Here is a 22,583-nt window from a genome sequence, read left to right on the forward strand (position 1 = left end):
GAGACCTGACCTCCCCTTCCCCGCTTTTTTGTTCTGCCTCCGCGGGAGTGCGTTTCTCCTTGGTTGTTGGGTCGGGGTTTGGTTTGTTTCCAGGCCCAATGACTGGGTAGAAGCGCACATCCGCGCCGGCCGCGCCCGGCCGCGCCCGGCTCACCGCGTCAGCCCGCGAACTCGACCTCCGGGTACGCCGGCGACGGGCCGTCGAGCAGCGGGGCGTCCAGGCCGCGCAGGTGCCGGTCCAGGAACGCGCCCACGTACGCGCTCGTGATCCGCACACCGCGCTCGCCGCCGATCGTGCCCGGGCCGCCGGGCAGCGGCACCCCGAGCTGGTCGAGGAACATGAGCTGGTCGGTGAACGAGCCGTGGTTCGCGGTCGGGACCTGCAACCACCGGCTCGTCGCGCCCAGCCGCGCGAAGTTGTCGGGCCAGTCCGTCCCGTCACTGGCGCCCGGCTCGTGCGCGGCACCGCCCAGCATGAGGAACGGCCGGTCCGTCCCGCCCTCGGGGAAGTCCACCTGGAACGTGCCGTCGAGGTTGACCCCGGCGTCCACGCGCGGGTCGTCCATGACCGAGGCCGCCGCGCTGGCCCCGCCGAGCGAGTGGCCGACGACGGCGATGCGCCGCGCGTCGATCGCCGGCGCATGCCGCCCGAGTCGGCCGCCGGTGAGCTCGTCCAGCACGAAGCTGATGTCGGCGCTGCGCCCGTGCGCGACCCGGGCGCCGAGCTCGGCGGTGTTCTCCTGCTCGCAGAGCAGGCACCCGGCGACCCGGTCGCCGGGCAGCTCCACCACGCGGGCCTCGTACGTGTGGTCGATTCCGGCCACGACGTAGCCGCGCGAGGCCAGGTCCTCGGCGAGCGACGTCAGCGACTCGCGGCTGAGGCTCGCTCCCGGCGAGAGCACCACGAGCGGCCGCTTCCCCGGGAGCGCCGCGGCCCGGTCGTAGGCGTGGGCCTCGACGGTCGCCAGGATGTCGGGCGCGACCGGCAGCCGGGCGGCCTCGATGATCGCCGTCGAGACGGCCTCGGACGTGTACGGCGCGATCTCGCCGCGCGGGACCGCCGGGTACCACAGCGACACCATCAGCTCACGGCGTGCCTCGGGCACCCACGGGTCGGCGCGGTCCTCGTCGACGAGGTGGAGCGGCATCAGCCCGACGGCGTACCGCCCCGTCGGTTCGGGCAGGGAGAGCATCGGTTCGTCCGCGTCCGACGCCGTTGCCTCAACCGGCGCGAGCACCGAGGGCGCGGCCGGCGACGCCGTCGCCGCGACCGCCGACGCCGGAACCGCCACGGCCGACGTCGGCCCTGCCGCCGCCCCGACGAGCGCCACCGCGCTCGGTGCCACGAGGGCCGTGCACGCCACGACCGCGGTTGCGACAAAAGCGGATCTGACCAGGTGTTCAGGTGTCCTCATGCCAGAGTTTTTTCACACCGCGAGGAGCCGGCCAAGGGTTCTGCGCGGGTTCCAGGGGCGAGCCCGGGAGATCCCCGAACGGGCTGGATCGAAATGTCGGGGTTGTCCTCTACGGGCATTCATCCACGAGCGCTGCACGACGTCGCAGGTCAGCGCCCGGACGGCAGGTCTGAGACAGATTTCATCCGCCGTAGCGGGCCATATTGAAGCTGCGTTACGTATGCTGGCCCGAACGGGATCGGGCGGAACGTCGCCTTTCACGTGCAATTTCAGACATCAATCACGTGTAGGCCGATCAACGCATTTAGCCCGTATCTCCTATCAGTGCAGCGCACCCCAGGCTGCGCCTCCCGGGATCGTCGAAGTGGGGACAGCTCTGCGCGGAAAGGGGGTGGATCGGCGTGACCATCGATGACGCACCGGTCGACGACTGGGTGGTGCACCGGCCCAACGTCGTACGCTCCGTCGCAGCACGCGTACCCGGCATCGACGCCGAGGAGGCCACCAGCCGCGCCCTCGAAAAGATGGTCCGGATCGTCTCCACCGGCGGCACCATCGACGACCCCGCCCCCTACTGGCGACGCGCAGCGGTCAACGAGGCCATCTCCATGACCCGCGAGGCCGGCCGTGCCCGCCCCGTCGAGGACGACACCCTCGACGGCCTCACCCCGCCCGTCGCCGGGGCGGAGCTGGACGCGGAGCGCGAGGCCGACGTCTCCATGCTCCGCACCGCGCTGTCCGACCTGGCCGACGAGGACCGCAAGATCCTCCTGGACCGCCACGTCCACGACATGGCCGTCACCGACATCGCCACCGGCCTCGGCGTCCGCCCCCACGCCGTGACCATGCGACTGCGCCGCGCCGAGGAACGCCTCGCCGGCGCGTTCGCCGCCGCGCACGCCCAGACCGTCAACGAACCCGAGTGCCGCACCACCCGCGCCGCGATGCACGACTACCTCAAGGGCCGCCTCCTGCCCCGCCGGCAACGCCGCCTGGAAGTCCACATGGACGGCTGCGGCGAATGCACCCGCGCGTTCATCGACGTCCGCGAGGTCTCCTGGATGCTCCGCGACCTCGGACAACACCTCATCGCCGGCGGACTGCTCACCGGCACCGCCGCCGGTGCGGGTATCGCAGGCGCTGCCGGGTCCACGCGTGCGACCAGGCTCCGCTCGTTCGGCACCAAGCACGCCGCGGTGGCCGCCGCCGTGGTCGCGGCGCTCGCCATCGGCGCCGGCGCCATGGCCCTGATCGCCGTCCAGCCCGACAGCCCCTCCATCCAGGCCGACGGCGAGCCGTTCGACGGCGGGGGCCCGGAGTCCCCCGTCGAGTCGGACCCGACACGGGAACCCTCCTCGCCCGCCGACCCGCCGCGCCGTCCGGCCGCGCCCGCCGAGGAGCACACCGACGCCGAGCCGACTGCGGCACCGGACCCGGTCACGGCCGCCGTGCCCGCCTCCGCGGTGACGGCGGAGACGCCGGCCGAGCCCGCGGGGACCCCCGTGCCGCCCCGGGCGGCCCCCGCACCGGCGAAGGACAAGCCCGAGTCGAAGGACCCCGGTCCGGCCAAGCCGGACACGCCGCCGGCCCCCAAGCCGAAACCGGAGCCGGAGCCGAAGCCCGAGACTCCCCCGGCGCCCGGCCCGCCCGACAAGGGCCCCGGCGGCCCGCCCGGCAACCCGTCCAACGACCACGGCAAGGGCCCGGGGAAGGACAACGACCAGGGCCCCGGCAAGGGCAACGGACACGGCAAGGGCGGCGGAAACGGCCACGGCCAGGGGCCGGGCAACGGCCAGGGCAACGGGAACGGCCGTGGCAACGGCCAGGGCCCCGGCAACAGCAACGACAAGAGCCACGGCAGCGGCAAGGGTCACGGCAAGGACAAGGGCCCGGGCAGCGACAAGGGCAAGGGCTCTGACAAGGGCAAGGGCTCCGGCCACGGCAAGAGCCACGACAAGGGCCACGGCCACCACAACGGCCGAGGCCGCTAGCACCACCCGAACTCACGGCCCCGCACCAACGACCCCGCACCAACGACCGCTAGCCCCCGACCCCCAGCGCCAGGTCGAGTGCCTCCGTCCGCACACGCTCCAGCGCGAGCGTCGACGCCCCGACGATCACGGCGTCCGCCCCGAACGACGACGCGACGAGCTCCGGGGCCGGCGGGTGCACCATCCCGTCCAGCAGAGCAGCGGTGCGCCGCAGCAGGTCCCCGACGACGGGCGCGACCCCGCCCGCCACGACGATCCGGTCCACGTCGAGCATGCCGTCGATGACGGCGCACACCCGCGCGAGGCGGTCGGCCAGGCGGTCGACGACGGCGATGGCGCCGGCGTCGCCGGCCGCGGCCGCCGCGAACACCGCCGGGGCGTCGATCGCGCTCGCGGGCAGGGCGCCCAGGGCGCTGTCGGCGGGCAGGACGCCTGACTCGCGCGCCTCCCGGCCCCAGGCGCGGGCGAGGTGGCCGAGACCGTGCGGGCTGCCCACGCCGACCACGTAGTCGAGCACGCGCATCTCGCCGGCCCCGCCGTTGCTGCCGCGCACGAGGTTGCCGTCCACCACGATGCCGGCGCCGAACCGCTCGCCGGACAGCAGCGCGGCGAACGACCCGACGTCGCGCCCCGCCCCGAGGGCGCGCTCGGCGTGCGCGGCGAGGTTGGCGTCGTTCTCGACGGTCGCGTGCCAGCCGCGCTCCCGGAAGTGCTCGGCGAAACCCGGGTTCATGCGCGCCCAGAAGGTGTTCGGCCCCGGCGGGGTCGCGCCCTGCGCGTCGGTCAGGGCCGGCACGCCGACGGCGATCCCCAGCACCCGCGCGGGGTCGACGCCGGCCGCGGCGAGCGCCTCGTCGATCGTGGTGTCGGCGACGGCGAGCCGGTCGGGCGCGTTGTCGTGCGCCCGGTCGATGGGGTGCTCCTGGCGGCCCACCTCGGCGCCCCGGAGGTCGCTGACGGTGGCGAGCACGCGGTGCTGCCCGGCGTCGACGCCCACCACGTACCCGGCGTCGGCCCGCAGCTCGTAGAGCCGGGCGGGCCGGCCCTTCCCCGCGGGCTCGGGCGCGCGCTCGACCTCGCGCATCCAGCCGAGCTCGATCAGCTCGGCGCACCGGCTGATCACGGTGGAGCGGGTCAGCCCGGTCGCGTGCATGGCCTCGGTGGCGGTGAAGACGTCGGTGGCCCAGGCGAAGTCGAGCACGCTCACGGCGTTGATGCGTCTCAGCAGTCCGGACGACGACGCGTTCTGGGGTGCTCGGCTCACGCTTGACCTTTCGTCCCAGACGCTGGAGGCTCTCTCCAGGGCATTAAATCTAACGCTTGCATAAAATTACGACCGCTCGACCACGACAGCAAAGGATCCAGCACCGTGACCAGCACCCTCAGTGAGCAGCAGCTCCTCGTCGACGACCCCACCTGGTGGCGGCAGGCCACCGTCTACCAGATCTACCCGCGTAGCTTCGCCGACGCGAACGGCGACGGCATCGGTGACCTGCGGGGCATCATCTCGCGCGTGCCGTACCTGAAGCGCCTCGGGATCGACGCCGTCTGGCTGAGCCCCTTCTACCCGTCGGCCCTGGCCGACGGCGGTTACGACGTGGCCGACTACCGCGACGTCGACCCGCGGATCGGCACGCTGGACGAGTTCGACCAGATGGTGGAGGCCCTGCACGGCGCCGGCATCCGCGTCATCGTCGACATCGTGCCGAACCACTCCTCGGACCTCCACGTCTGGTTCCAGCAGGCCCTGGCCGCGGCGCCGGGCAGCCCGGAGCGCGCCCGCTACATCTTCCGCGACGGCCTGGGCGAGGACGGCGCGCAGCCGCCCGCCGACTGGACCAGCATCTTCGGCGGCCCGTCGTGGACCCGCGTGCCCGACGGCCAGTGGTACCTGCACCTGTTCGCCAAGGAGCAGCCCGACTTCAACTGGGACAACCCGGAGGTCCGCGAGGACTTCCACCAGACTCTGCGGTTCTGGTCGGACCGCGGCGTCGACGGCTTCCGCATCGACGTGGCGCACGGCCTGACCAAGGATCTGGCCGAGAACCTGCCGAGCCAGGCGGAGCTCGACGCGATCACCGAGCCCGGCGCCCACCCGCTGTGGGACCGCGACGAGGTGCACGAGATCTACGCGGGCTGGCGCCAGGTGTTCGACGAGTACACCCCGCCGCGCATCGCCGTGGCCGAGGCCTGGGTCGACACGCCCCGGCGGCCGCGCTACGCGAGCGCCGACGGCCTCGGCCAGGCGTTCAACTTCGACCTGCTGGAGGCCGACTTCGACGCGGCCCAGTACCGGAAGATCATCACCGACAACCTGGCGCTGTCCGCGGCGTCGGGGTCGTCGACCACGTGGGTGTTCTCCAACCACGACGTCGTCCGCCACGCCACCCGCTACGCCCTGCCGCCGCGCGACGGCAAGCCGGGCAAGCAGGGCCAGGCCTGGCTGCTGTCGGGCGGCACCGAGCCCGCCGCCGACGTCGAGCTGGGCCTGCGCCGCGCCCGCGCGGCCACCCTGCTCATGCTGGGCCTGCCGGGCAGCGCCTACCTGTACCAGGGCGAGGAGCTCGGCCTGCCCGAGGTCGCCGACATCCCGGCCGACCAGCACCAGGACCCGGCGTTCTTCCGCAACCCCGGCGTCGACCCGGGCCGCGACGGCTGCCGCGTGCCGCTGCCGTGGACGCGCGAGGGCTCGTCGTTCGGCTTCGGCACGGGGGGCGCCCACCTGCCGCAGCCCGCGGGCTACGGCGACCTGTCGGTCGAGGCGCAGGACGGCGTCGCCGGCTCGACGCTGGAGCTCTACCGGGCGGCGCTCGCGCTGCGCGACGAGCTGCAGACCGACGAGACGCTGGAGTGGCTGGACGCGTCGGACGACGTCGTGCACTTCGCGCGGCCGGGCGGCTGGCACGTCGTGACCAACTTCGGCACGGAGCCGACGGCGCTGCCGGACGGTGAGGTGCTGCTCACGAGCGAGCCGCTGGCCGACGGCCTGCTGCCGGGCGCGACGACGGCCTGGGTCCGCACGGCCTGACGCCGCACGGCGGCCGATGACCATGCAGCTGCTGCCAGGACGGGACTCGTCCTGGCAGCAACTGCATGGTGTCGCGCAGGCTCCGGGTCAGGCGCCGAGCGTCGCGCCCCAGGTCTGCTTCGGGTCGTGCACGGCCACGGCCAGCGTGGTGTCCGACTGGCCGTAGTACGCGAGCCACCTGTCCTGGAAGTGCACCAGGCCCTCGACGAACGTCACGTTGGACACGAGCCCGTTGCGGTCCTCGAACGTCTGCGGCCGCAGCCACGGGTCCTGCAGCCGGGCGAGCACCTTGGTCGGGTTGTCCGGGTCGATGGCGATCTGACCGCACCGGTAGTCGACGTCGACGCTCCCGTCCGGGTTGATGGTGCGCGTGGCCCCGTTGGTGAGCATCACGAGCAGGCCGTTCTCGGTCAGCACCGGCGAGGTGCCGATCTCGACGAGGTCGGCGTCGAAGGACCCCGGCGTCGGCGAGTACATGGGCTCGGTGTCCGGGGTGCCGGGCGTCCAGTGGATCAGGTCGTCGCTCGTGGCCCAGTAGATGGCGCCCTCGCCGAAATACATCCACCACTTGCCCTGCATCCGCACCGGCACGATCACGCCGGCCTTGGACCAGTTGAAGCCGCGCGGGTCGACGGTCGCGAAGGTGTCGAACGACTCGAACATGGGCCCGTGCCTGGTCCAGTCGTGCAGGTCGGTCGAGGTGGCGAGGCAGAGCTGGGCGCTGTGCCGGTCCCAGCCCGTGTAGGTCAGGTAGAACGTGCCGTCGATGTACGCGATGCGGGGGTCCTCGCACCCGTAGCGCTCGTAGTCCTCCACCGGCGAGAGGATCGGCTCGGCCTCGCGCTCGAAGTGGAAGCCGTCGCTGCTCCGGGCCAGCCCGATGTGGGACACGATGTCCTCGGCGTGGGCCCGGTACAGGAGCACCACCTCGTCGTCGACCACCAGGGCCGCCGGGTTGTAGAGGTTCGCCGACTCCCAGCTGCCCCCGCGGGGGCGCAGGATCGGGTTGTTCTCGTACGGGACGAACGGCCCGAGCGGGAACGTGGCGTGGGTGAACATGCTGGTGACGTCCATGTTTGTGGGTCAGCCCTTCACGGCGGAGCCGATGTTGGATGCGGTGAAGTACCGCTGGAACAGGCAGAACAGGATGACGACGGGGAACGCGAGCGTGGTGGCGCCCGCGAGGATCGCGCCGTTCGGGTTGGCGGTGGACTGGGCCACGTTGGAGATGTAGTTCGCCAGGGAGACCGCGAGCGGCTGCAGCGTGGCGTCCTTGGTGATGAGGAACGGCCAGAGGAACTCGTTCCACGGCCCGATGAAGGTGACCAGCACGACCGTCGTCAGGGCCGGCTTGACCAGCGGCACGGCGATGGAGCGCAGGATGCGCAGCTCGCTCGCGCCGTCGATCCGCGCCGCCTCGAACATCTCCTGGGGCAGTGCCCGGAAGAACTGCGTGAAGATGAAGACGGCGGTCGTGTTGATCGCGAACGGCAGGATCATCCCGAGGTACGTGTCCCCGAGGCCGAAACCCCGCGTGATCTGCACGTACAGCGGGATCATCAGCAGCTGGAACGGCACCATCTGGACCAGCAGCATGAGCACCCAGGTGGCGCCCCGGCCGCGGAAGTCCAGCCGGGCCATCGCGTAGCCGGCCAGCAGCCCGAACGTCACCGTGCCCAGCAGCACGCCGGCGGTGAAGATCAGCGAGTTGCCCAGCGAGCCGAGCAGGTCGATCCGCGAGTCGATCGCCGCGAAGTTGTCGAGCGTCCAGCCGGACGTCGGCAGGAGCTGGTCGGGGGTGTTGGTGGGGCTCTCCTGGAAGGCCCCCACCACCATGTAGTAGAAGGGAAAGGCGAACACGGCCGCCGCGAGGGTGAGCAGCAGGTAGCGCACCCAGGTCCCGCGTTGTCGTCGCATGTCAGCGCTCCCGGTTGATGCGGTTGGCGGCGAGCGAGAGAACGCCGACGACGATGACCAGCAGCATGCCGATCGCCGCCGCGGTGTCCGGGTTCTGCTGCTGGATGCCGCGCTGGTAGATGAGCAGCACCGGGGTCACGGACGCGCCGTCGGGGCCGCCGCCGTTGGTCAGCAGGTAGGGCTCGGTGAACAGGTTGGCGCCGGTGATGATCGCGAGCACGAGCACCAGCACCGTGGTGGCGCGGACGCCGGGCACGGTCACGTTGCGGAACCGCTGCCAGGCGTTCGCGCCGTCGGTCGCCGCCGACTCGTGCAGCTCGCGCGGCACGCTCTGCAGCGCCGCGAGGTACAGCAGGATGTAGAAGCCGAGCTGCTTCCAGGTGACGTAGAGCGCGATCGTCGGCATGGCCAGCGACGAGCTGACCAGCCACGACGGGTCCGGGGCCAGCGGCCCGAGGACCGAGTTGACCAGCCCGCCCGACGAGAACAGCAGCATCCACACCCCGACCAGCGACACGCTCGCCGTCAGGTACGGCACGTAGAAGGCGATGCGGTACGCCGCCGCCCAGCGGATCCCGGCGTTCAGGGCCGTGGCCAGCACCATCGACAGCACCACCGTGAGCGGCACGTTGATGACCAGGAAGACCCCGATGTTCCGGAAGGCCTCCAGCACCTGCGGGTCGGTGAGCACGGCAGCGAAGTTGTCGAACCCCACGAACGGCTTGGGCACGTCGACACCCGGCGCGGTGAAGAAGTAGTCGTGGAACGCGATGTAGACGGCGAACCCGAGCGGGTACGCGAAGATCGCGAGGACGAAGACGAGGTAGGGCAGCGCGAACAGCGTGCCGATCGGCTGCCGCCCCCACCATCTCTGCCGCGTGGTGCGCACCTCGGTGGTGCGCAGCTCATCCGTTGCCGTGCTCACCCGGATCAGCCCTGGACGAGCCCGTTGATGGTCTCCGCGGCGCCGCTCAGGAACTCCTCGACGGTGCTGCTGCCGAAGATGACGGCCGACGAGTAGTCGTCGCGGAAGGCCTGCCACACCTCGACCGAGTTCGGGATGCTCGGCACGTCGCCGGTGCGCTGCGCCTGGTCGGCGAACACCTCGTAGGCGGGGTTCGCCGCGAAGTAGTCGGCGTAGGTGGTGGCCAGGTCGGTGCGCAGCGGCATCTGACCGGTGGCCTCCAGGAGCTGGCCGTCGCTCTCCTCGCTGGTGGAGAACTTGAGGAACTCCCAGGCGGTGGCCTGGTTCTCGCACGAGGTGAACATCGAGACGTTCTTGGAGTCGGCGAACGTGATCGGCTCCGCCTCACCGGTCGACGTCGGCACCGGCATGAAGCCGACGTCGACGCTCTCGGCGTACGACGCGATGGCCCACGGGCCCGCCATCTGCATGGCGGTGGTGCCGGCCGACATGGCGTCGTCCGTCGACGCCTCCTTCGGCGCGAGGCCCTCGGAGTAGATCGTCGCCCAGAAGTCGGCGACGGCCTTGCCGTTCTCGTCGTCGAACGTCGCCTGCTGGTCCTCGACCAGGGAAGTGCCGCCCGACTCGGCCAGGTACAGCGGGTAGAAGTCGAACCACGGCTGGAAGAACTCGTTGGTCGGCGAGGGCCAGATGGCGCTGTCCGCGGCGCCCGACTCCACGATCTTGCGGCTGCCCGCGAGGAAGTCGTCGTAGGTGGCCATGTCCGGGTTCTCCGGGTCGATCCCGGCCTTCTCGAAGACCTTCTTGTTGTACATGACCATGACCGGGTTCGATTTCCAGGGAAGCTGGTAGTAGCCGTCGTCGGTGAGGTACGTCTGCGCGCCCTCGCCCACCCGGTCCTCGATGTAGCTCGTGCCGTCCTCGAACTGGGACAGGTTCACGAGCCCGCCCTGGCGGACCCAGCCGGGCACCGCTGCGCTGGAGATGTTGTAGACCAGGCAGGGTGCCGTGCCCGCGGTGATCGCGGCGGTGATGGCCTCCTCGGACGACGAGCCGGCCGGGATCTCCTGGGCGGTGACCTTCTCGTCGGGATGCTCGGCGTTCCAGGCGTCGACGACGTCCTTCCCCCAGCCGACCTCCTGCTCGTTGTTGGACAGCCAGACCGTGATGGGGCCGGTGCCGGAGGGGTTCTCGCCGCCGCCGTCACCTCCGCCGCCGCCGGACGAGCAGGCGGCGGTCAGGGCCACCGCGGTGAGCAGGGCGGCCGTTCCGGCCAGACGGGGGTGCTTCATGAGAACTCCTCCTCGAGTTCGGTGTGGGGTGCCTCGGGTGCGGGGCCGGCAGTGCTGGCTCGCAGGCGAAGCGCGTTGCAGTCGACCGTCACGGACTCGGGCGGCTCGCCGGCGAGGTCGGCCAGCAGCCGCTCGGCGGCCACCCGCCCCCGCCGGAACGGGTCGGTCGAGACACTGGTCAGGGCAGGGCTCAGGTGAGCCGAGAGGTGGTCGTCGTCGAAGCCGGCGACGGCGAGGTCGTCGGGGACCAGCAGGCCCCGGCTCCGGGCGTAGGAATAGCCGGCGATGGCCATCGTGTCGTTGGCGTAGAGGATCGCCGTCGGCCGGTCGGGCAGGTCGAGCAGCTCGGCCGTGAGGGCACGGCCGCTCCCGGCGGTGAAGTCCCCCTCGCGCAGCAGCTCCTTGCTGCCGACGCTGCGGACGTACGCCCCCGCGCGGGCGTGCGAGTGCACGTAGTCGAGCGGGCCCGACACGTGGGCGATCCGGGTGTGGCCGAGGTCGCGCAGGTGGGCGACCAGGTCGCGGACCGGCGCGGCGTCGTCCGTGCGGACGGTGGAGAACGGGCTCTCGGCGTCGTACGCCCCGAGCAGCACGGCCGGCAGGCGGATCTGCTGGAGGTAGCCCACCCGCCAGTCGACGCGGTGCAGGTCGAGGACGATGACGCCGTCCGCCCGTCCGCTCGCCATGGCCCGGTAGGCGCGCTCCTCCGCCGTGCGGGTGCTCGCGACCTGGAGCACGAGAGCGATCTCGTGCTCCGCGAGCACCGCCTCGACGCCCGAGATGAACGCCGGGAAGAAGGCGTCGGACGCCAGGATCGAAGGATCGCGGGACAGCACGACCCCCACCGCGTCGGTACGCCGCGCGGCCAGCGCGCGGGCCCGTGAGCTGGGGACCCAGTCGAGCCGCTGCGCGGCGGCGAACACCCGGGCCTTCGTCGTCGCGGAGATCGGCCGCTTGCCGCTGTAGGCGTGGGACACCGTCGCCTTGGTGACGCCCGCCGCGCGGGCGACGTCGTCGATCGTCGGCCTGTCCATCGCTCTCCTCCGTCATCGGGGCCGTCAACGTAAAACCGGTTTGACGATCCGGTCAACCGGTTTGACGATCGTGCCCCGAACTGCCGGATGAGGCCGCCCAGCCGACTGACTCACCGTCGTCGGATCGCCGAGTCAGCGAGGTGGTCGGACCGCCCGACTGACTCGGCGTCGTCGGGTCGCCGAGTCAGTGGGGTGGTCGGACCAACCCGCTGACTCGGCATCCTCGGGTCGCCCAGTCAGCCGGGTGGGCGGGTGGGCGGGTGGGCGCGACCGGCGGGGAGGGCGGGTCAGCCTGCTGCGGGCGTGCGGTCCTCGCCCGCGTCGTCGAGCAGGTGGACGGCGAGGTCGGCGCGGGAGGTGCAGCCGAGCTTGCGCAGGGCGTTGCGCACGTGGCTCTCGACCGTGCGGGGCGAGAGGAACAGGTCGGCCGCGATCTGCCGGTTGGTGCGGCCCTGCGCGGCGAGCAGCGCGACCTCGCGCTCGCGGCCGGACAGCCCGAGCCCGTTGGAACGCCGGCCGCCGCGCCACGGGTAGGGCACGGGCAGGCCCAGGCGGCGCAGGGTCCGCGCGACCCGGGCGACGTCGTTGCTCGCGGCGCGGCCGCCGTAGCCGCGTAGCGCCTCCTCCAGGAGCGCCGCGCCCTCGGCGTCGCCGTCCTCGGCCAGCCAGACGCCCAGCCGCTCGACCACGCGCGACTCCTCGTGGCGCAGCCCGGCGTCGGCCACGACCGTACGCGCCTCGCGCAGCAGCCCGACGGCGGCGGCGTGGTCGCCGCCGGCGTGCGCCACGACCGCCCGGCACGAGAGCAGGGCCGCCAGCGCCAGCGGGGCGTCGACCACGCCGAGCCCGGCGGCCAGCTCCTCGACGTGCGCCCGGGCCTGCGCCGTCCGGCCCTGGGCGACGAGCGCGTCGACCAGGCACAGCAGGGGCTCCGCCGCCCACACCCAGTTGCCCTTCTGCCGCGCCGTCGCGACGGCGAGACCGGCCTGGTGGGCGCTGCCCTCGACGTCGTCGAGCGTGAGCAGCAGGCGGGCCAGCGCGCTGCGGCCGGCGAGCAGCGGCCAGACGGCGCCCACGCGGGCGGCGTCCTCCACGAGCGCGGTGAAGTGGGCGACGGCCTCCTGGGTGCCGCCGGAGGCGGCCAGCATGATGCCGTGCAGCAGGTGGTCGTCCAGGGTGGCGGCGTCATAGCCCGGACGGCGGACCACCAGCTCGTGCGCGCGGCCGGCCAGGTCGGCCCAGCGTCCGGCGGAGCAGTCGACGGCGGCCGCCACCAGCTCGATCACGTCGGTGACCCGCAGGTACTCCGCGGCCGCCACGACGCGCCGCCCCTCGGCGAGCAGCCGCTCGGCGCGCCGCACGTGCCCCACGTGCAGCGCCGCCTGTGACCAGTTCACGCAGGCACGCGCGTGCTCGCGCGGGTAGTCCGCCAGGGCCTCGTCGGCGAGCAGCTCCTCCACGACCGACCAGCCCTCGGGCCGGCCCTGCTCGATCAGGAGCGACGCGTCGGCGATGCGCACCGCGAGCTCGACCTCGGGGGCGCCGCTGCGCCGGGCGGCGTCGCGGGCCTGCTCGCCGCGGGCGGCGTGCACGGTCATGGGGCGGTCGGCCACGGTCTCGGGCGCGGCGAGCACCGCGAGCGCCCGCGCGAGCAGCGCGGGGTGCGCGGCGAGGTCGGGCAGGGCCTGCTCGATCTCGCGGTAGCCGGCGTCGGCCAGGCCCTGCTGCCGGAGGAGCCGGCCGAGGGCGAACCGGAGCTCGCCGCGCACATCGCTCGGCAGCAGCTCGGTGGCCAGGAGCTGCTGCAGCAGGGGTACGGCCTCGACGTGGGCCAGGCCGTCGACCGCGGCCCGGCCGAGCTTGACCGCCAGTCGCAGCCGATGGTCGGTGGGCAGGTCGGTCTCCATGGCCTGCACCAGGAGCCGCGCGGCGTGGGCGTCGTCGCCGTGCGTGACGGCGAGGTCGGCGGCGTCCTCGGCGTAGCGGACGAACCGGATGGTGTCCCCCGCGCGCTGGTAGTGGTGCGCCAGGCGGGCCACAGGCCGCGGGCCCTCGCGGTCCTCGATGGCGCGGGCGACCGTGCGGTGCAGCAGGCGGCGGGTGGGCGTGGGCAGCGCGTCGTAGACGATCTGCTCGGCCAGCACGTGCCGGAACCGCACCTGCCCGTCCTGCTCGTGCAGGAGGCCCGCGGTGATCGCGTCGACCAGGGCGGCGACGACGTCGGCCGGCGGGAGGCCGGTGACCTCCGCGATGAGGTCGACGTCGACGGGGTGGTCGAGCACGGACGCGACGCCCAGCACCTCGCGGGTGCCCTCGGCGACGCCGTCGAGCCGCCCGAGCACGACGTCGCGCAGCGCGGTGGGCACCGCGAGGTCGGTGAGCACGTCGTCCTGGTGCGCGCCGTCGTCGGGCAGCGGGGTCTCGTGCAGGGTGCCGAGCACCTCCTCGGCCACGAACGGGATGCCGCCGGTGCGCTCGTGGAGCGAGGCGGCGAACGCGTCGGAGACCGGGGTACCGAGGATCCGCCCGGCCAGCTCGCCGACGCCGGCGGGGTCGAGCGGGCGCAGGGTGAGGGCCAGCGGCGGGCCGGACGCCGCCCGGGCGAACGACTCGCGGACCGGGAGCGGCGCCCCGCCGCTGCGGAGGGTCAGCACGATGCACAGGCCCGCGGGCTGGTGCGCGGCGAGGAAGGTCAGGAAGTCGAAGGTGCTGCTCTCGGCCCAGTGCACGTCCTCCAGGACCAGCACGGCGGGGCCCATCCGGTCCAGCAGCTCGGCGGCGGCCCGGAACACCCGGTGCCGGGCGGCGCCCTGGTCGGCCAGCTCGGGGGGCGGCGGCGGGAGGCGGTCGCCGAGCTCCGGGACCAGCGGGGCGAGGGCGCCGACGATCGGGTTGTGGTCGCCGGGCGGCACCAGGTCCGCGTGGTGCGAGAGCACGTCGAGCACCGGCGCGAGGGGCAGGGGCTCCTGGAGGTGCTCGCAGTGTCCGATGAGCACGGGGCGGCCCGCGAGCGCCGGGTCGGTGGCGAGCTCGCGGACGAGCCGGCTCTTGCCGACGCCCGCCTCGCCGTCGATCACGACCAGCGAGGGGGTCGCGAGGACCTTGCGGACCAGGGACTCGAGCTCTGCGGTGCGGCCCACCAGGACGGGTGAAACTCGCGGTCGGGCCGGCGCGGCAGTCGTCTGGTCAAGACTCAACGGCCGCTCCCTCCGTGTCGTACCCGGGGGCCGGGGATGCCCGTCGTGAGGCAAAAGTCAGTGTATGGCACTGATGTTTCCGACAATCGATGCCATTACGTTCACTGATCAGCCGCGGATGCACCGCGGCTGATGCAGAGGAGGGCACATGGACCGACGGTCCGACGAACGCCGGCTGTCACGCGGGCATGTGCGCCGCGCGGCGGCGGTGACGATCGCGCTCGCGCTCACGGCGACGGCGACGACTCCTGCGGCCGGGGCACAGCCCGAGGCCACGGCGAAGAAGAACTACATAGTCCAGATGGCGCTGGAGCCCGTCGCGACCTACACGGGCGGCGTGGCCGGTCTGGCCGCCACGAAGCCGGCCGACGGCGAGAAGGTCGACCCGACCGCCCCCGAGGTGGTCGAGTACGCCAAGCACCTCAAGGGCAGGCACCGCGCCGCCCTGTCGAGTGTGGGCGCCAAGGACACGATCTACCAGTACGTGTACTCGTTCGACGGGTTCGCGACGTCGCTGACGGCCGCCCAGGCGGCCGAGCTGCGCACCGAGCCGGGCGTCGTGTCGGTCACCGAGGACGTGCTGGTGCACACCACCACGGCCGACGACAAGAGCCCTGCGGCCGACCAGCCCGCCGCCGACGACAAGGGCGGCGACGACGGCGACGAGGGCATCACCGTCTGGAGCGACCAGAAGGACGGCTCCGACGCCCCGGCGCAGCTCAAGAGCCCGCAGGGCCTCACCAAGCACTCCGCCGCGGGCGAGGACGTCGTCATCGGCGTCATCGACTCCGGTATCTGGCCGGACAGCGCCAGCTTCTCCGACAAGGACAAGCGCGGCCGCCCCGCCTACCAGCGCCTGCGCGGGTTCGACGGCGAGTGCGACGACGCGGAGACCGTCGGCGACGACTCGTGGGACGACGACGCGTGCAACAACAAGCTCGTCTCGGCGCGGCACTTCAACGACGGGTGGGGCGGCGACGCCGGCATCGCCCAGGAGATGCCGTGGGAGTTCCAGTCGGCGCGTGACTACAACGGGCACGGCACCCACACGGCCTCGACCGCGGGCGGCAACAAGGACGTCGCCGTCACCGGTCCGCTCAACAAGTTCAGCTCCACGGTGAGCGGCATCGCGCCGCGCGCCCGGATCGCCGCCTACAAGGCGCTGTGGTCCGCCGAGGACGGTTCGACGGCGAGCGGGTACCCCTCCGACATCGTCGCCGCCGTGGACCAGGCCGTCGCGGACGGCGTGGACGTCATCAACTTCTCCGTCTCGGGCACACTGACCGACTTCCTGGACCCGACGGAGCTCGCGTTCCTCGCGGCGGCGCAGGCGGGCGTGTTCGTCTCCGCGTCGGCGGGCAACAGCGGCCCGGCGTCCGGCACGGTGGCGCACCCGAGCCCGTGGATCACCACGGTGGCCGCGGCCACGCACTCCACCTCCGCGCGGTCCACCGCGACGCTCGGCAACGGAACCACGGTCTCCGGCACGTCGCTGGCCGCGAAGGTCGTGGGCCCGGCGCCGTTCGTCTACGGGCGCGACGTCGTCGCAGCCGGTGCCACGGTCTCGAACGCGGGTCTGTGCTTCACCACCGGGGACAACAACGGCAAGCCCGCGCTCGACCCGGCGAAGGTGGCCGGCAAGATCGTGCTCTGCGACCGCGGCGAGAACCCCCGCGTGAACAAGGGCGCGGCGGTGGCCGAGGCCGGCGGCGTCGGCATGATCCTCGTGAACACCGTCGAGGGCGACACGCTCAACACCGACGTCCAGGCCGTGCCGTCCGTGCACGTGGCCGACACCGAGCGCGACGCGCTGATCGCCTACGCCAAGACGTCCGGCGCCACGGCCACGATCGCCGCGGCCTCGGTCGACACCTCGACGCCCGCCCCGTACACGGCGGCGTTCTCCTCGCGCGGCCCGTCGCTGGCGGGCAACGGCGACATCCTCAAGCCCGACGTCACCGCACCCGGCCAGGACATCCTCGCCTCCGTGGCGCCCCCGGGACAGCAGGGCCTGGACTTCAACCTGATGAGCGGCACCAGCATGTCCGCGCCGTACGTGGCGGGCCTGGCGGCGGCGCTGGTCGAGGAGCACCCGAAGTGGTCGCCGATGGCGGTCAAGTCGGCCCTGATGACGACCGGCACGGACGTGCTGGACGCCGACCCCGAGACCCCGGCCACCCTGTTCCAGCAGGGCGGCGGCCACGTGGCCGCGGACGACTCCACCGACCCGGGCCTGGTCTACGACAGCAGCGTGGAGGACTGGTTCTCCTTCCTCTGCGGTGCCACCGACGGCGTGCAGCAGGACACCTGCGACGCGCTGGAGAAGGACGGGCACTCCCTCGCGCCGTCCGACCTGAACACGCCCTCCATCGCGATCGGGCGGGCCGCCGACGGCCAGACCGTCACCCGCACGGTGACCAACGTGGGCAAGAAGCGCGCCACCTACACGGCCGACGTGACGGGGCTGGACGGCCTCGGCGTGCAGGTCAGCCCGCGCAAGCTGACGCTGTCGCCCGGGAAGTCGGCGTCGTTCACCGTCACGTTCACGCGTGGCGAGGCCGCGCTGAACGTGCGGCTCGCCGGGCACCTGACGTGGTCCGACGGGCGCGGCGGCCACACCGTCCGCTCCCCCATCGTGCTGCGCATGGGCGCCGAGGCCTGGACCGCCCGCTTCAACGGCGGCGAGAACGGCCTGGGCGCCAACGACGACAACGGCAACGAGACGCTCACCTCGCCGGACGGCAAGGTCGTCTACACCGCCGGTCAGACCTCGCCCGCGAGCTTCGGCGGGTTCCAGAACTCCCCCGTGACCGCCGCCTACGACGCGGCGACGGGCCGGCCCCTGTGGTCGGACGTGTACGGGGGCCCCACCGGCGTGGGCGGTGAGCAGACCGGCTTCGGCCTCAGCCCGGACGGCAGCACGCTGTTCGTGCTCGCCTCGGGCGGGGGCTACGGGAACGAGGCCGACTACGTCACCATCGCCTACGACGCCGCCACCGGCGAGCGCCTGTGGGTCTCGGTGTACGACGCCGCCGGGGTGTCCGACTACGGCGAGGCCCTGGCCGTGAGCCCCGACGGCTCGGCCGTCTACGTCACGGGCATGTCGATCCTGGACGACCAGGGTGCCGCGGACTACGGCACCGTCGCGTACGACGCCGCCACGGGCGAGGAGCTGTGGCGCAACCTGTACGACGGCCCGGTGCACGAGACGGACGCCGCACGGGCGATCGCCGCGTCGCCGGACGGCTCGGCCGTGGTGGTCACCGGGCAGAGCCGCGGCGAGGGCAAGAGCCTCGTCGACTTCGGCACCGTGGCGATCGACGCCGCCACCGGCGAGCAGCTCTGGGACGCCACCTACGACGGCCCGGACGACAAGGGTGGCTCTGGCGGCGCGGTGGCGATCACCCCGGACGGCACCGTCGTGGTGACCGGCGACAACAGCAGCGCCCAGAACTCGAACGACTGGGTCACCATCGGCTACTCGCTGGAGTCCGGCGAGGCGCTGTGGACCGACCGGCTCGACGGCGGCATCGGCGACACCGATGTTCCTCGCGCGGTCGTGGTGAGCCCGGACGGCGGCTCCGTCGTCATCACGGGCAACTCGTGGGGCGAGGGCACCGGCAGCGACTACCTGACGGCCGTCTACGACGTCGCGACGGGCGAGAAGCGCTGGTCGGCGCGGTACGACGGGTCGGCGCACGGGCTCGACGTCGCGTACACCGCGGCGTTCACCCCCAGCGGTGACCACGTGGTGGTCACGGGCCAGAGCGCGGAGGCGGAGACCCAGGAGGACTTCGCGACCGTCGCCTACTCGGTCGCCACGGGCGAGCAGGTCTGGTCCGCGCTGTACGACGCCGGTGGTTCCGGCGACGTGGCCAACGCGGTGGCCGTCACCACGGGTCCGGGGTCGCAGACCCGCGTGGTGGTCACGGGCCAGAGCAACTACCAGCTCGACGAGATGACCAGCGACGCCGACATGGCCACGATCTCCTACCTGGTCCCGTGGAGCTGACCCAGGCCGGGTAGGTGAACGCGGGCCCGGTGGCACTCTGATCGCTCAGAGTGCCACCGGGCCCGCGTTCATCTCATCCGGCCTGGGTCAGTCGATCGAGTAGGCCCGGATCACCGTCTTCTTGACCGCGCCGCCGGCGGCGTCCCGGGCCTCGGTGCGGAGCGAGACGTGCTCGGTCCCGGCAGGTGCCCTGACCGACGCGACGAGCACGCCCGCCTCGGTGCGGACCGTCTTGGCCCGGTGCCAGGTGGCGCCGTCGTCCGCCGACCACCACAGGCGCACGTCCTCGACCGCCGAGGCGTCGTAGGCGTCGTCCTGGTGGGCGGCGGTGACCCGCACCCGGGTGGTGGCGGGCGCCGAGCCGGACGGGTCGAGCCCGCGCACGTCCCACGCCGTGTCCAGCAGCGGCGGGCGGGAGTTGGCCTCGGCGTCCGACCGCGCGTGGAACGTCCACTCGCCGCGCACGCTGGTGGCGAGCCGGTAGGCCGGGTCGTCCGGGGTGCTCTCCAGCAGCATCCGGTAGTCGGCCCCGCCCTCCGGGACGGTCGGGAACGAGTAGGGCTCCGGGACGTCGTCGACCAGCTCGCCGTCCTGCCACACGCGCAGGCGCAGCGCGACGTCGGAGCCCCACAGCACGCCGCCGTCGTCGTCTGCCCGGTCGGTCGGGGCCAGGCTGAGGCGGTCGTCCCAGTGCTCCACGGGCGTGATGCGCGAGACCGCGGGTGCGAGCACACCCGCCGCGAGACCCTGCTTGACGCGGCCCGGCTCGCTCCAGACGTGCGTCTCGGCCTCGGCGAGCACCACGCCGACGCCGTCCTCCTGGATCTCGGACCGGAGGTACCACGAGCCCGGCAGCGCCGTCAGGTACTCGGTGCGCCGCGTGCCCACGGGGACCGCCTCCACGAGGCCGCCGGCGATGATGGTGCCCGGCTCCCAGTACATGCGCTCCGCCTGGTGCGTGTCGCCGACCGAGGCGCCGTAGGTCGTGTCGACCGCTACCGTCGTGCGCCGGTCGCCCCGCAGCGCGGGCACCTCGACACCCTCGCTGTGGTGCGCGAGGTCGTAGCGGTAGGGCGCCGCCTCGTCCCCGGTGGTCGGCGGCAGCAGCGTGGCCTGGACGATGGTGTCGTAGTCGCCGTGGGTCGCCGCCGGGACGGGGGTGAGCGCGAGGTCGGTCTCCGGCCCGTACTTCACGTTGATGCCGGCGAAGGCCCACTCCAGCGAGTCCTCGGTCTCCAGCGACAGGCCCAGGCTCGCCAGGTCGGCCGGGCGCTGTGTCGAGGTGGTGACCTCCTGCGCCGTGGTGCCGTCCAGGAGCACCTCCGCGTCGGCGGTGGCGTCGACCTCGCCGCTGCCCAGGAACAGCGCGTCGGTGACCGCGCCGTCGTCGTCGAACGTCTCGATGAACGCCACCGGGCTGTAGACGCCCGGGATGACGCGCGCCCTGGCGACGCCGTCCTTGAAGAAGAGGTTGGTGGCGTACGGCTCGCCGGTCTCCACGTCCACGCGGATCGCGGCACCCCAGGTGTCCGCGCTGACGGGTTCGCCGTCGCGGTCGACGGCGCGCACGGTCAGGTCCACGTACTCGCGCTCCCTGACCCAGCCGACGGGGGTGCGCACCTCGGTGCCGTCCGCCGCGGTCGCCACGACGTTGCCGCCGATCGCGCCGAGCTCGCCGGGGCCGTCGGTCGTGGTCACGTCGACCTCGGCGGTCCCGCCGGCGGGCACGACGACGGAGTCGGCCGACAGCGTGACCGCGTCCGGCACCGTGCTGCCGGAGACGTCGGTGACGTCAGCCGCCAGGGTGAGCGTGACATCGTCGGCACCCGCGTTGGCGTAGGTCAGGGTGCCGGCGGAGGACTCGCCGTCGTGCGGCCAGGTGAAGGTGCCCAGCGAGAGGGACGACGGGGTCGCGGTGACCTCCTGCGCGAGGGCGCCGGGGATGGTGATGCGCCCCGCGCCCTCGGAGAAGACGTCCGCGCCCGTGGGCTCGGCCGAGGCCATCAGCGCCGACTTGAGGGCCTGGCCGTCCAGGTCGGGCCGGGCCTGCTTGAGCACGGCGGCCGCACCCGCGACGTGCGGGGTCGCCATGGAGGTGCCGCTCAGCGCGGTGTACAGGTCGTCGACCGGGTCGCCCGCCGTCGTGCCAGCGGCCCGCGCGGCGACGATCCCGTCGCCCGGCGCCGCGACGTCCGGCTTGAGCAGCCCCGGGTCGACGCCGCCGCGGCTGGAGTACCAGGTGACCGCGTCGTCGTCGTCCACGGCGCCCACCGTGAGGGCCGACGCCGCGATGCCCGGCGAGCCGACGGTGCCGGGGCCGAGGTCGCCGTCGTTGCCCGCCGCCACGACGAACAGCGTCCCGAACTGCGCGGACAGCTCGTCCACCGCCACGGCGTCCGGCGAGGGGACGTCGAAGAGGAAGCTGCCGAGCGACAGGTTGACCACGTCGGCGCCCTCCGCGGCCGCCCACTCCATGCCCTCGATGACGCCGGAGAGCGTGCCGTTGCCTTCGTCGTCCAGCACCTTGCCGACCAGCAGGTCGGCGTCCGGGGCCACGCCCTGGTTGACGCCGTCGGACGCCTCGCCCGACCCGGCCAGGATCGAGGCGACGTGCGTGCCGTGGCCGGCGCCGTCGGTCACGTCGCCCTTGCCGGTGAAGTCGCGCTCGCCGACCACCACCTCGTCGAGGTCGGGGTGCGTCGCGTCGATGCCCGAGTCGAGCACGGCGACCGTGACGCCCTCGCCCGTGAACCCGGCGTCCCAGGCCTCGGGCGCGCCGATCTGCGGCATCGAGTCGGCGTCCGACGCGCGGACCGGCTGGTCCAGCCAGACGTACCCGACGGCGTCGGCGTCCACGGCCTTGCGGCTCTTGGCGCCGTCCGGCGACGGGACCGGCGCGAGGGCGTCGAGCAGCTTCTCCGCCCGGCCCCTCGGCAGCACGTCGGCCACCGCGCCCACGGACTCCAGGTCCCGATCGGGCGTGACGCCCGACGCCGCCCAGTCCTGCTCGGCGGGTGCCGCGGCGCGCGCTCCGGCGTCGGAACCTGTGGCGTCCGAGCCGGCGGCGTCGGCGGCCGCCGCGTCGGCGGCCGCCGCGTCGGCGGCCGCCGCGTCGGCGGCGGCCGCGGTCTGGACGATCACGGGCAGCGAGTCGCGCGAGGCGTCGTCGTACCCGGCCTCGACGAGGCCGGTCACGTCGAACAGCGCGCGGTCCAGGCGGCCAGGCACGAGCTGCGCCACGTCGCGCGGGATCACGTAGAGGTGGTCCCCCTCGCGCTGCTGGAAGAACGCCATGTGCTCCCGGCCCGGGCCGGGCGCCACCGTCACGGTCTCGGCGTCCGGCGAGCCGTCGGCCGCGGTCTTCACGGAGACGACGTCGCCCGTCAGCAGCGTCACCGTCGTCGTGCGCCCCGCCCCCGGTCCGGCGGCCGTGGGCCGCTCCTGGGTGTCGAGGGGTGCCGGTGTGTCCTGCGGTACGGCCGCGGTCGCCCACGTCCCCCCGCCCAGTGCGATCGCCAGAGCGACCGCCGCTGCACTTGCTCTCTTGCGCATCGGGTTCTCCCGTCCGAGTCGAGCACGCCGCCTGTGCGGCGCCACGTAACCCAGACGCAGGTGAACCACGCGGAGGTTGTATGACCAGCGAAAATACTCGGAACGGACTTTTTCGACAGGCGAATCCGGGGCCGGTCTCGGGGGCGCGGGGGCTCTGCCGCCCCGCCGCGCCGACTCCCCTTTGAGGCCCGGGTTTCTTCGCTTTGAGTCGCCTCAAAGC

General features: G+C 73.1%; 12 protein-coding genes. 3 read left to right on the forward strand and 9 right to left on the reverse strand.

Translation table 11 applies throughout. The features are described from left to right. Positions 1-158: 158 nt before the first annotated feature. Positions 159-1,415, reverse strand: a complete 1,257-nt coding sequence (locus ACFV9Q_RS27210) for an alpha/beta hydrolase family protein (RefSeq protein ID WP_377237024.1) — start codon at positions 1,413-1,415, stop codon at positions 159-161. Positions 1,416-1,816: 401 nt separating this feature from the next. Between ACFV9Q_RS27210 and ACFV9Q_RS27215 the strand changes: the two genes are divergently transcribed. Then, positions 1,817-3,406: a zf-HC2 domain-containing protein gene (locus ACFV9Q_RS27215; protein ID WP_377237025.1), complete on the forward strand. Its 1,590-nt coding sequence runs from the start codon at positions 1,817-1,819 to the stop codon at positions 3,404-3,406. Between the two features lie 49 nt (positions 3,407-3,455). Here the strand turns inward: ACFV9Q_RS27215 and ACFV9Q_RS27220 are convergent, their stop codons facing one another. Further along, positions 3,456-4,670 (reverse strand): ROK family protein, encoded by a 1,215-nt coding sequence (locus ACFV9Q_RS27220; protein WP_377237026.1) that lies wholly within the window; start codon positions 4,668-4,670, stop codon positions 3,456-3,458. 105 nt (positions 4,671-4,775) lie between these two features. On the opposite strand from ACFV9Q_RS27220, the gene ACFV9Q_RS27225 reads away from it, so the two are divergent. Beyond that, the gene (locus ACFV9Q_RS27225; protein ID WP_377237027.1) at positions 4,776-6,434 is read left to right on the forward strand and encodes a glycoside hydrolase family 13 protein; all 1,659 of its coding nucleotides are present in this window, start codon (positions 4,776-4,778) and stop codon (positions 6,432-6,434) included. Between the two features lie 87 nt (positions 6,435-6,521). Here ACFV9Q_RS27225 and ACFV9Q_RS27230 read toward each other — a convergent pair whose 3' ends face one another. The 6 genes from ACFV9Q_RS27230 to ACFV9Q_RS27255 form a co-directional block, all read right to left on the reverse strand. Next, the gene (locus tag ACFV9Q_RS27230) at positions 6,522-7,508 is read right to left on the reverse strand and encodes a glycoside hydrolase family 130 protein (protein ID WP_377237028.1); all 987 of its coding nucleotides are present in this window, start codon (positions 7,506-7,508) and stop codon (positions 6,522-6,524) included. Between the two features lie 9 nt (positions 7,509-7,517). Further along, positions 7,518-8,351 carry a carbohydrate ABC transporter permease gene (locus ACFV9Q_RS27235; protein WP_377237029.1) on the reverse strand — a complete coding sequence of 278 codons (834 nt, stop codon included), beginning with the start codon at positions 8,349-8,351 and terminating at the stop codon, positions 7,518-7,520. Position 8,352: 1 nt separating this feature from the next. Further along, on the reverse strand, positions 8,353-9,276 hold the full coding sequence (locus ACFV9Q_RS27240; protein ID WP_377237030.1) for a carbohydrate ABC transporter permease: 924 nt from the start codon (positions 9,274-9,276) through the stop codon (positions 8,353-8,355). 5 nt (positions 9,277-9,281) lie between these two features. Next, entirely contained in the window at positions 9,282-10,568 is a 1,287-nt protein-coding gene (locus ACFV9Q_RS27245) for an extracellular solute-binding protein (protein WP_377237031.1), read from the reverse strand. Then, entirely contained in the window at positions 10,565-11,602 is a 1,038-nt protein-coding gene (locus ACFV9Q_RS27250; RefSeq protein ID WP_377230542.1) for a LacI family DNA-binding transcriptional regulator, read from the reverse strand. Before ACFV9Q_RS27250 ends, ACFV9Q_RS27245 begins: the two co-directional genes overlap by 4 nt. 287 nt (positions 11,603-11,889) lie before the next feature. Beyond that, a complete protein-coding gene (locus ACFV9Q_RS27255; protein ID WP_377237032.1) occupies positions 11,890-14,742 on the reverse strand; it encodes an ATP-binding protein in 2,853 nt (950 codons plus the stop codon). Between the two features lie 205 nt (positions 14,743-14,947). Between ACFV9Q_RS27255 and ACFV9Q_RS27260 the strand changes: the two genes are divergently transcribed. Continuing rightward, positions 14,948-18,811: a S8 family serine peptidase gene (locus ACFV9Q_RS27260; protein ID WP_377237033.1), complete on the forward strand. Its 3,864-nt coding sequence runs from the start codon at positions 14,948-14,950 to the stop codon at positions 18,809-18,811. Between the two features lie 87 nt (positions 18,812-18,898). Here the strand turns inward: ACFV9Q_RS27260 and ACFV9Q_RS27265 are convergent, their stop codons facing one another. Continuing rightward, a complete protein-coding gene (locus ACFV9Q_RS27265; RefSeq protein WP_377237034.1) occupies positions 18,899-22,363 on the reverse strand; it encodes a S8 family serine peptidase in 3,465 nt (1,154 codons plus the stop codon). Positions 22,364-22,583: the final 220 nt, after the last annotated feature.

This window comes from Promicromonospora sp. NPDC059942 (genome assembly GCF_042731755.1).
In the GTDB taxonomy this organism is placed as follows: Bacteria; Actinomycetota; Actinomycetes; order Actinomycetales; family Cellulomonadaceae; genus Promicromonospora.

Coding starts and splice junctions, on each gene's coding strand:
- ACFV9Q_RS27245 (WP_377237031.1), bottom strand. CDS start 10,568: ATGAAGCACCCCCGTCTGGCCGGAACGGCCGCCCTGCTCACCGCGGTG.
- ACFV9Q_RS27260 (WP_377237033.1), top strand. CDS start 14,948: ATGGACCGACGGTCCGACGAACGCCGGCTGTCACGCGGGCATGTGCGC.
- ACFV9Q_RS27250 (WP_377230542.1), bottom strand. CDS start 11,602: ATGGACAGGCCGACGATCGACGACGTCGCCCGCGCGGCGGGCGTCACC.
- ACFV9Q_RS27210 (WP_377237024.1), bottom strand. CDS start 1,415: ATGAGGACACCTGAACACCTGGTCAGATCCGCTTTTGTCGCAACCGCG.
- ACFV9Q_RS27235 (WP_377237029.1), bottom strand. CDS start 8,351: ATGCGACGACAACGCGGGACCTGGGTGCGCTACCTGCTGCTCACCCTC.
- ACFV9Q_RS27230 (WP_377237028.1), bottom strand. CDS start 7,508: ATGGACGTCACCAGCATGTTCACCCACGCCACGTTCCCGCTCGGGCCG.
- ACFV9Q_RS27265 (WP_377237034.1), bottom strand. CDS start 22,363: ATGCGCAAGAGAGCAAGTGCAGCGGCGGTCGCTCTGGCGATCGCACTG.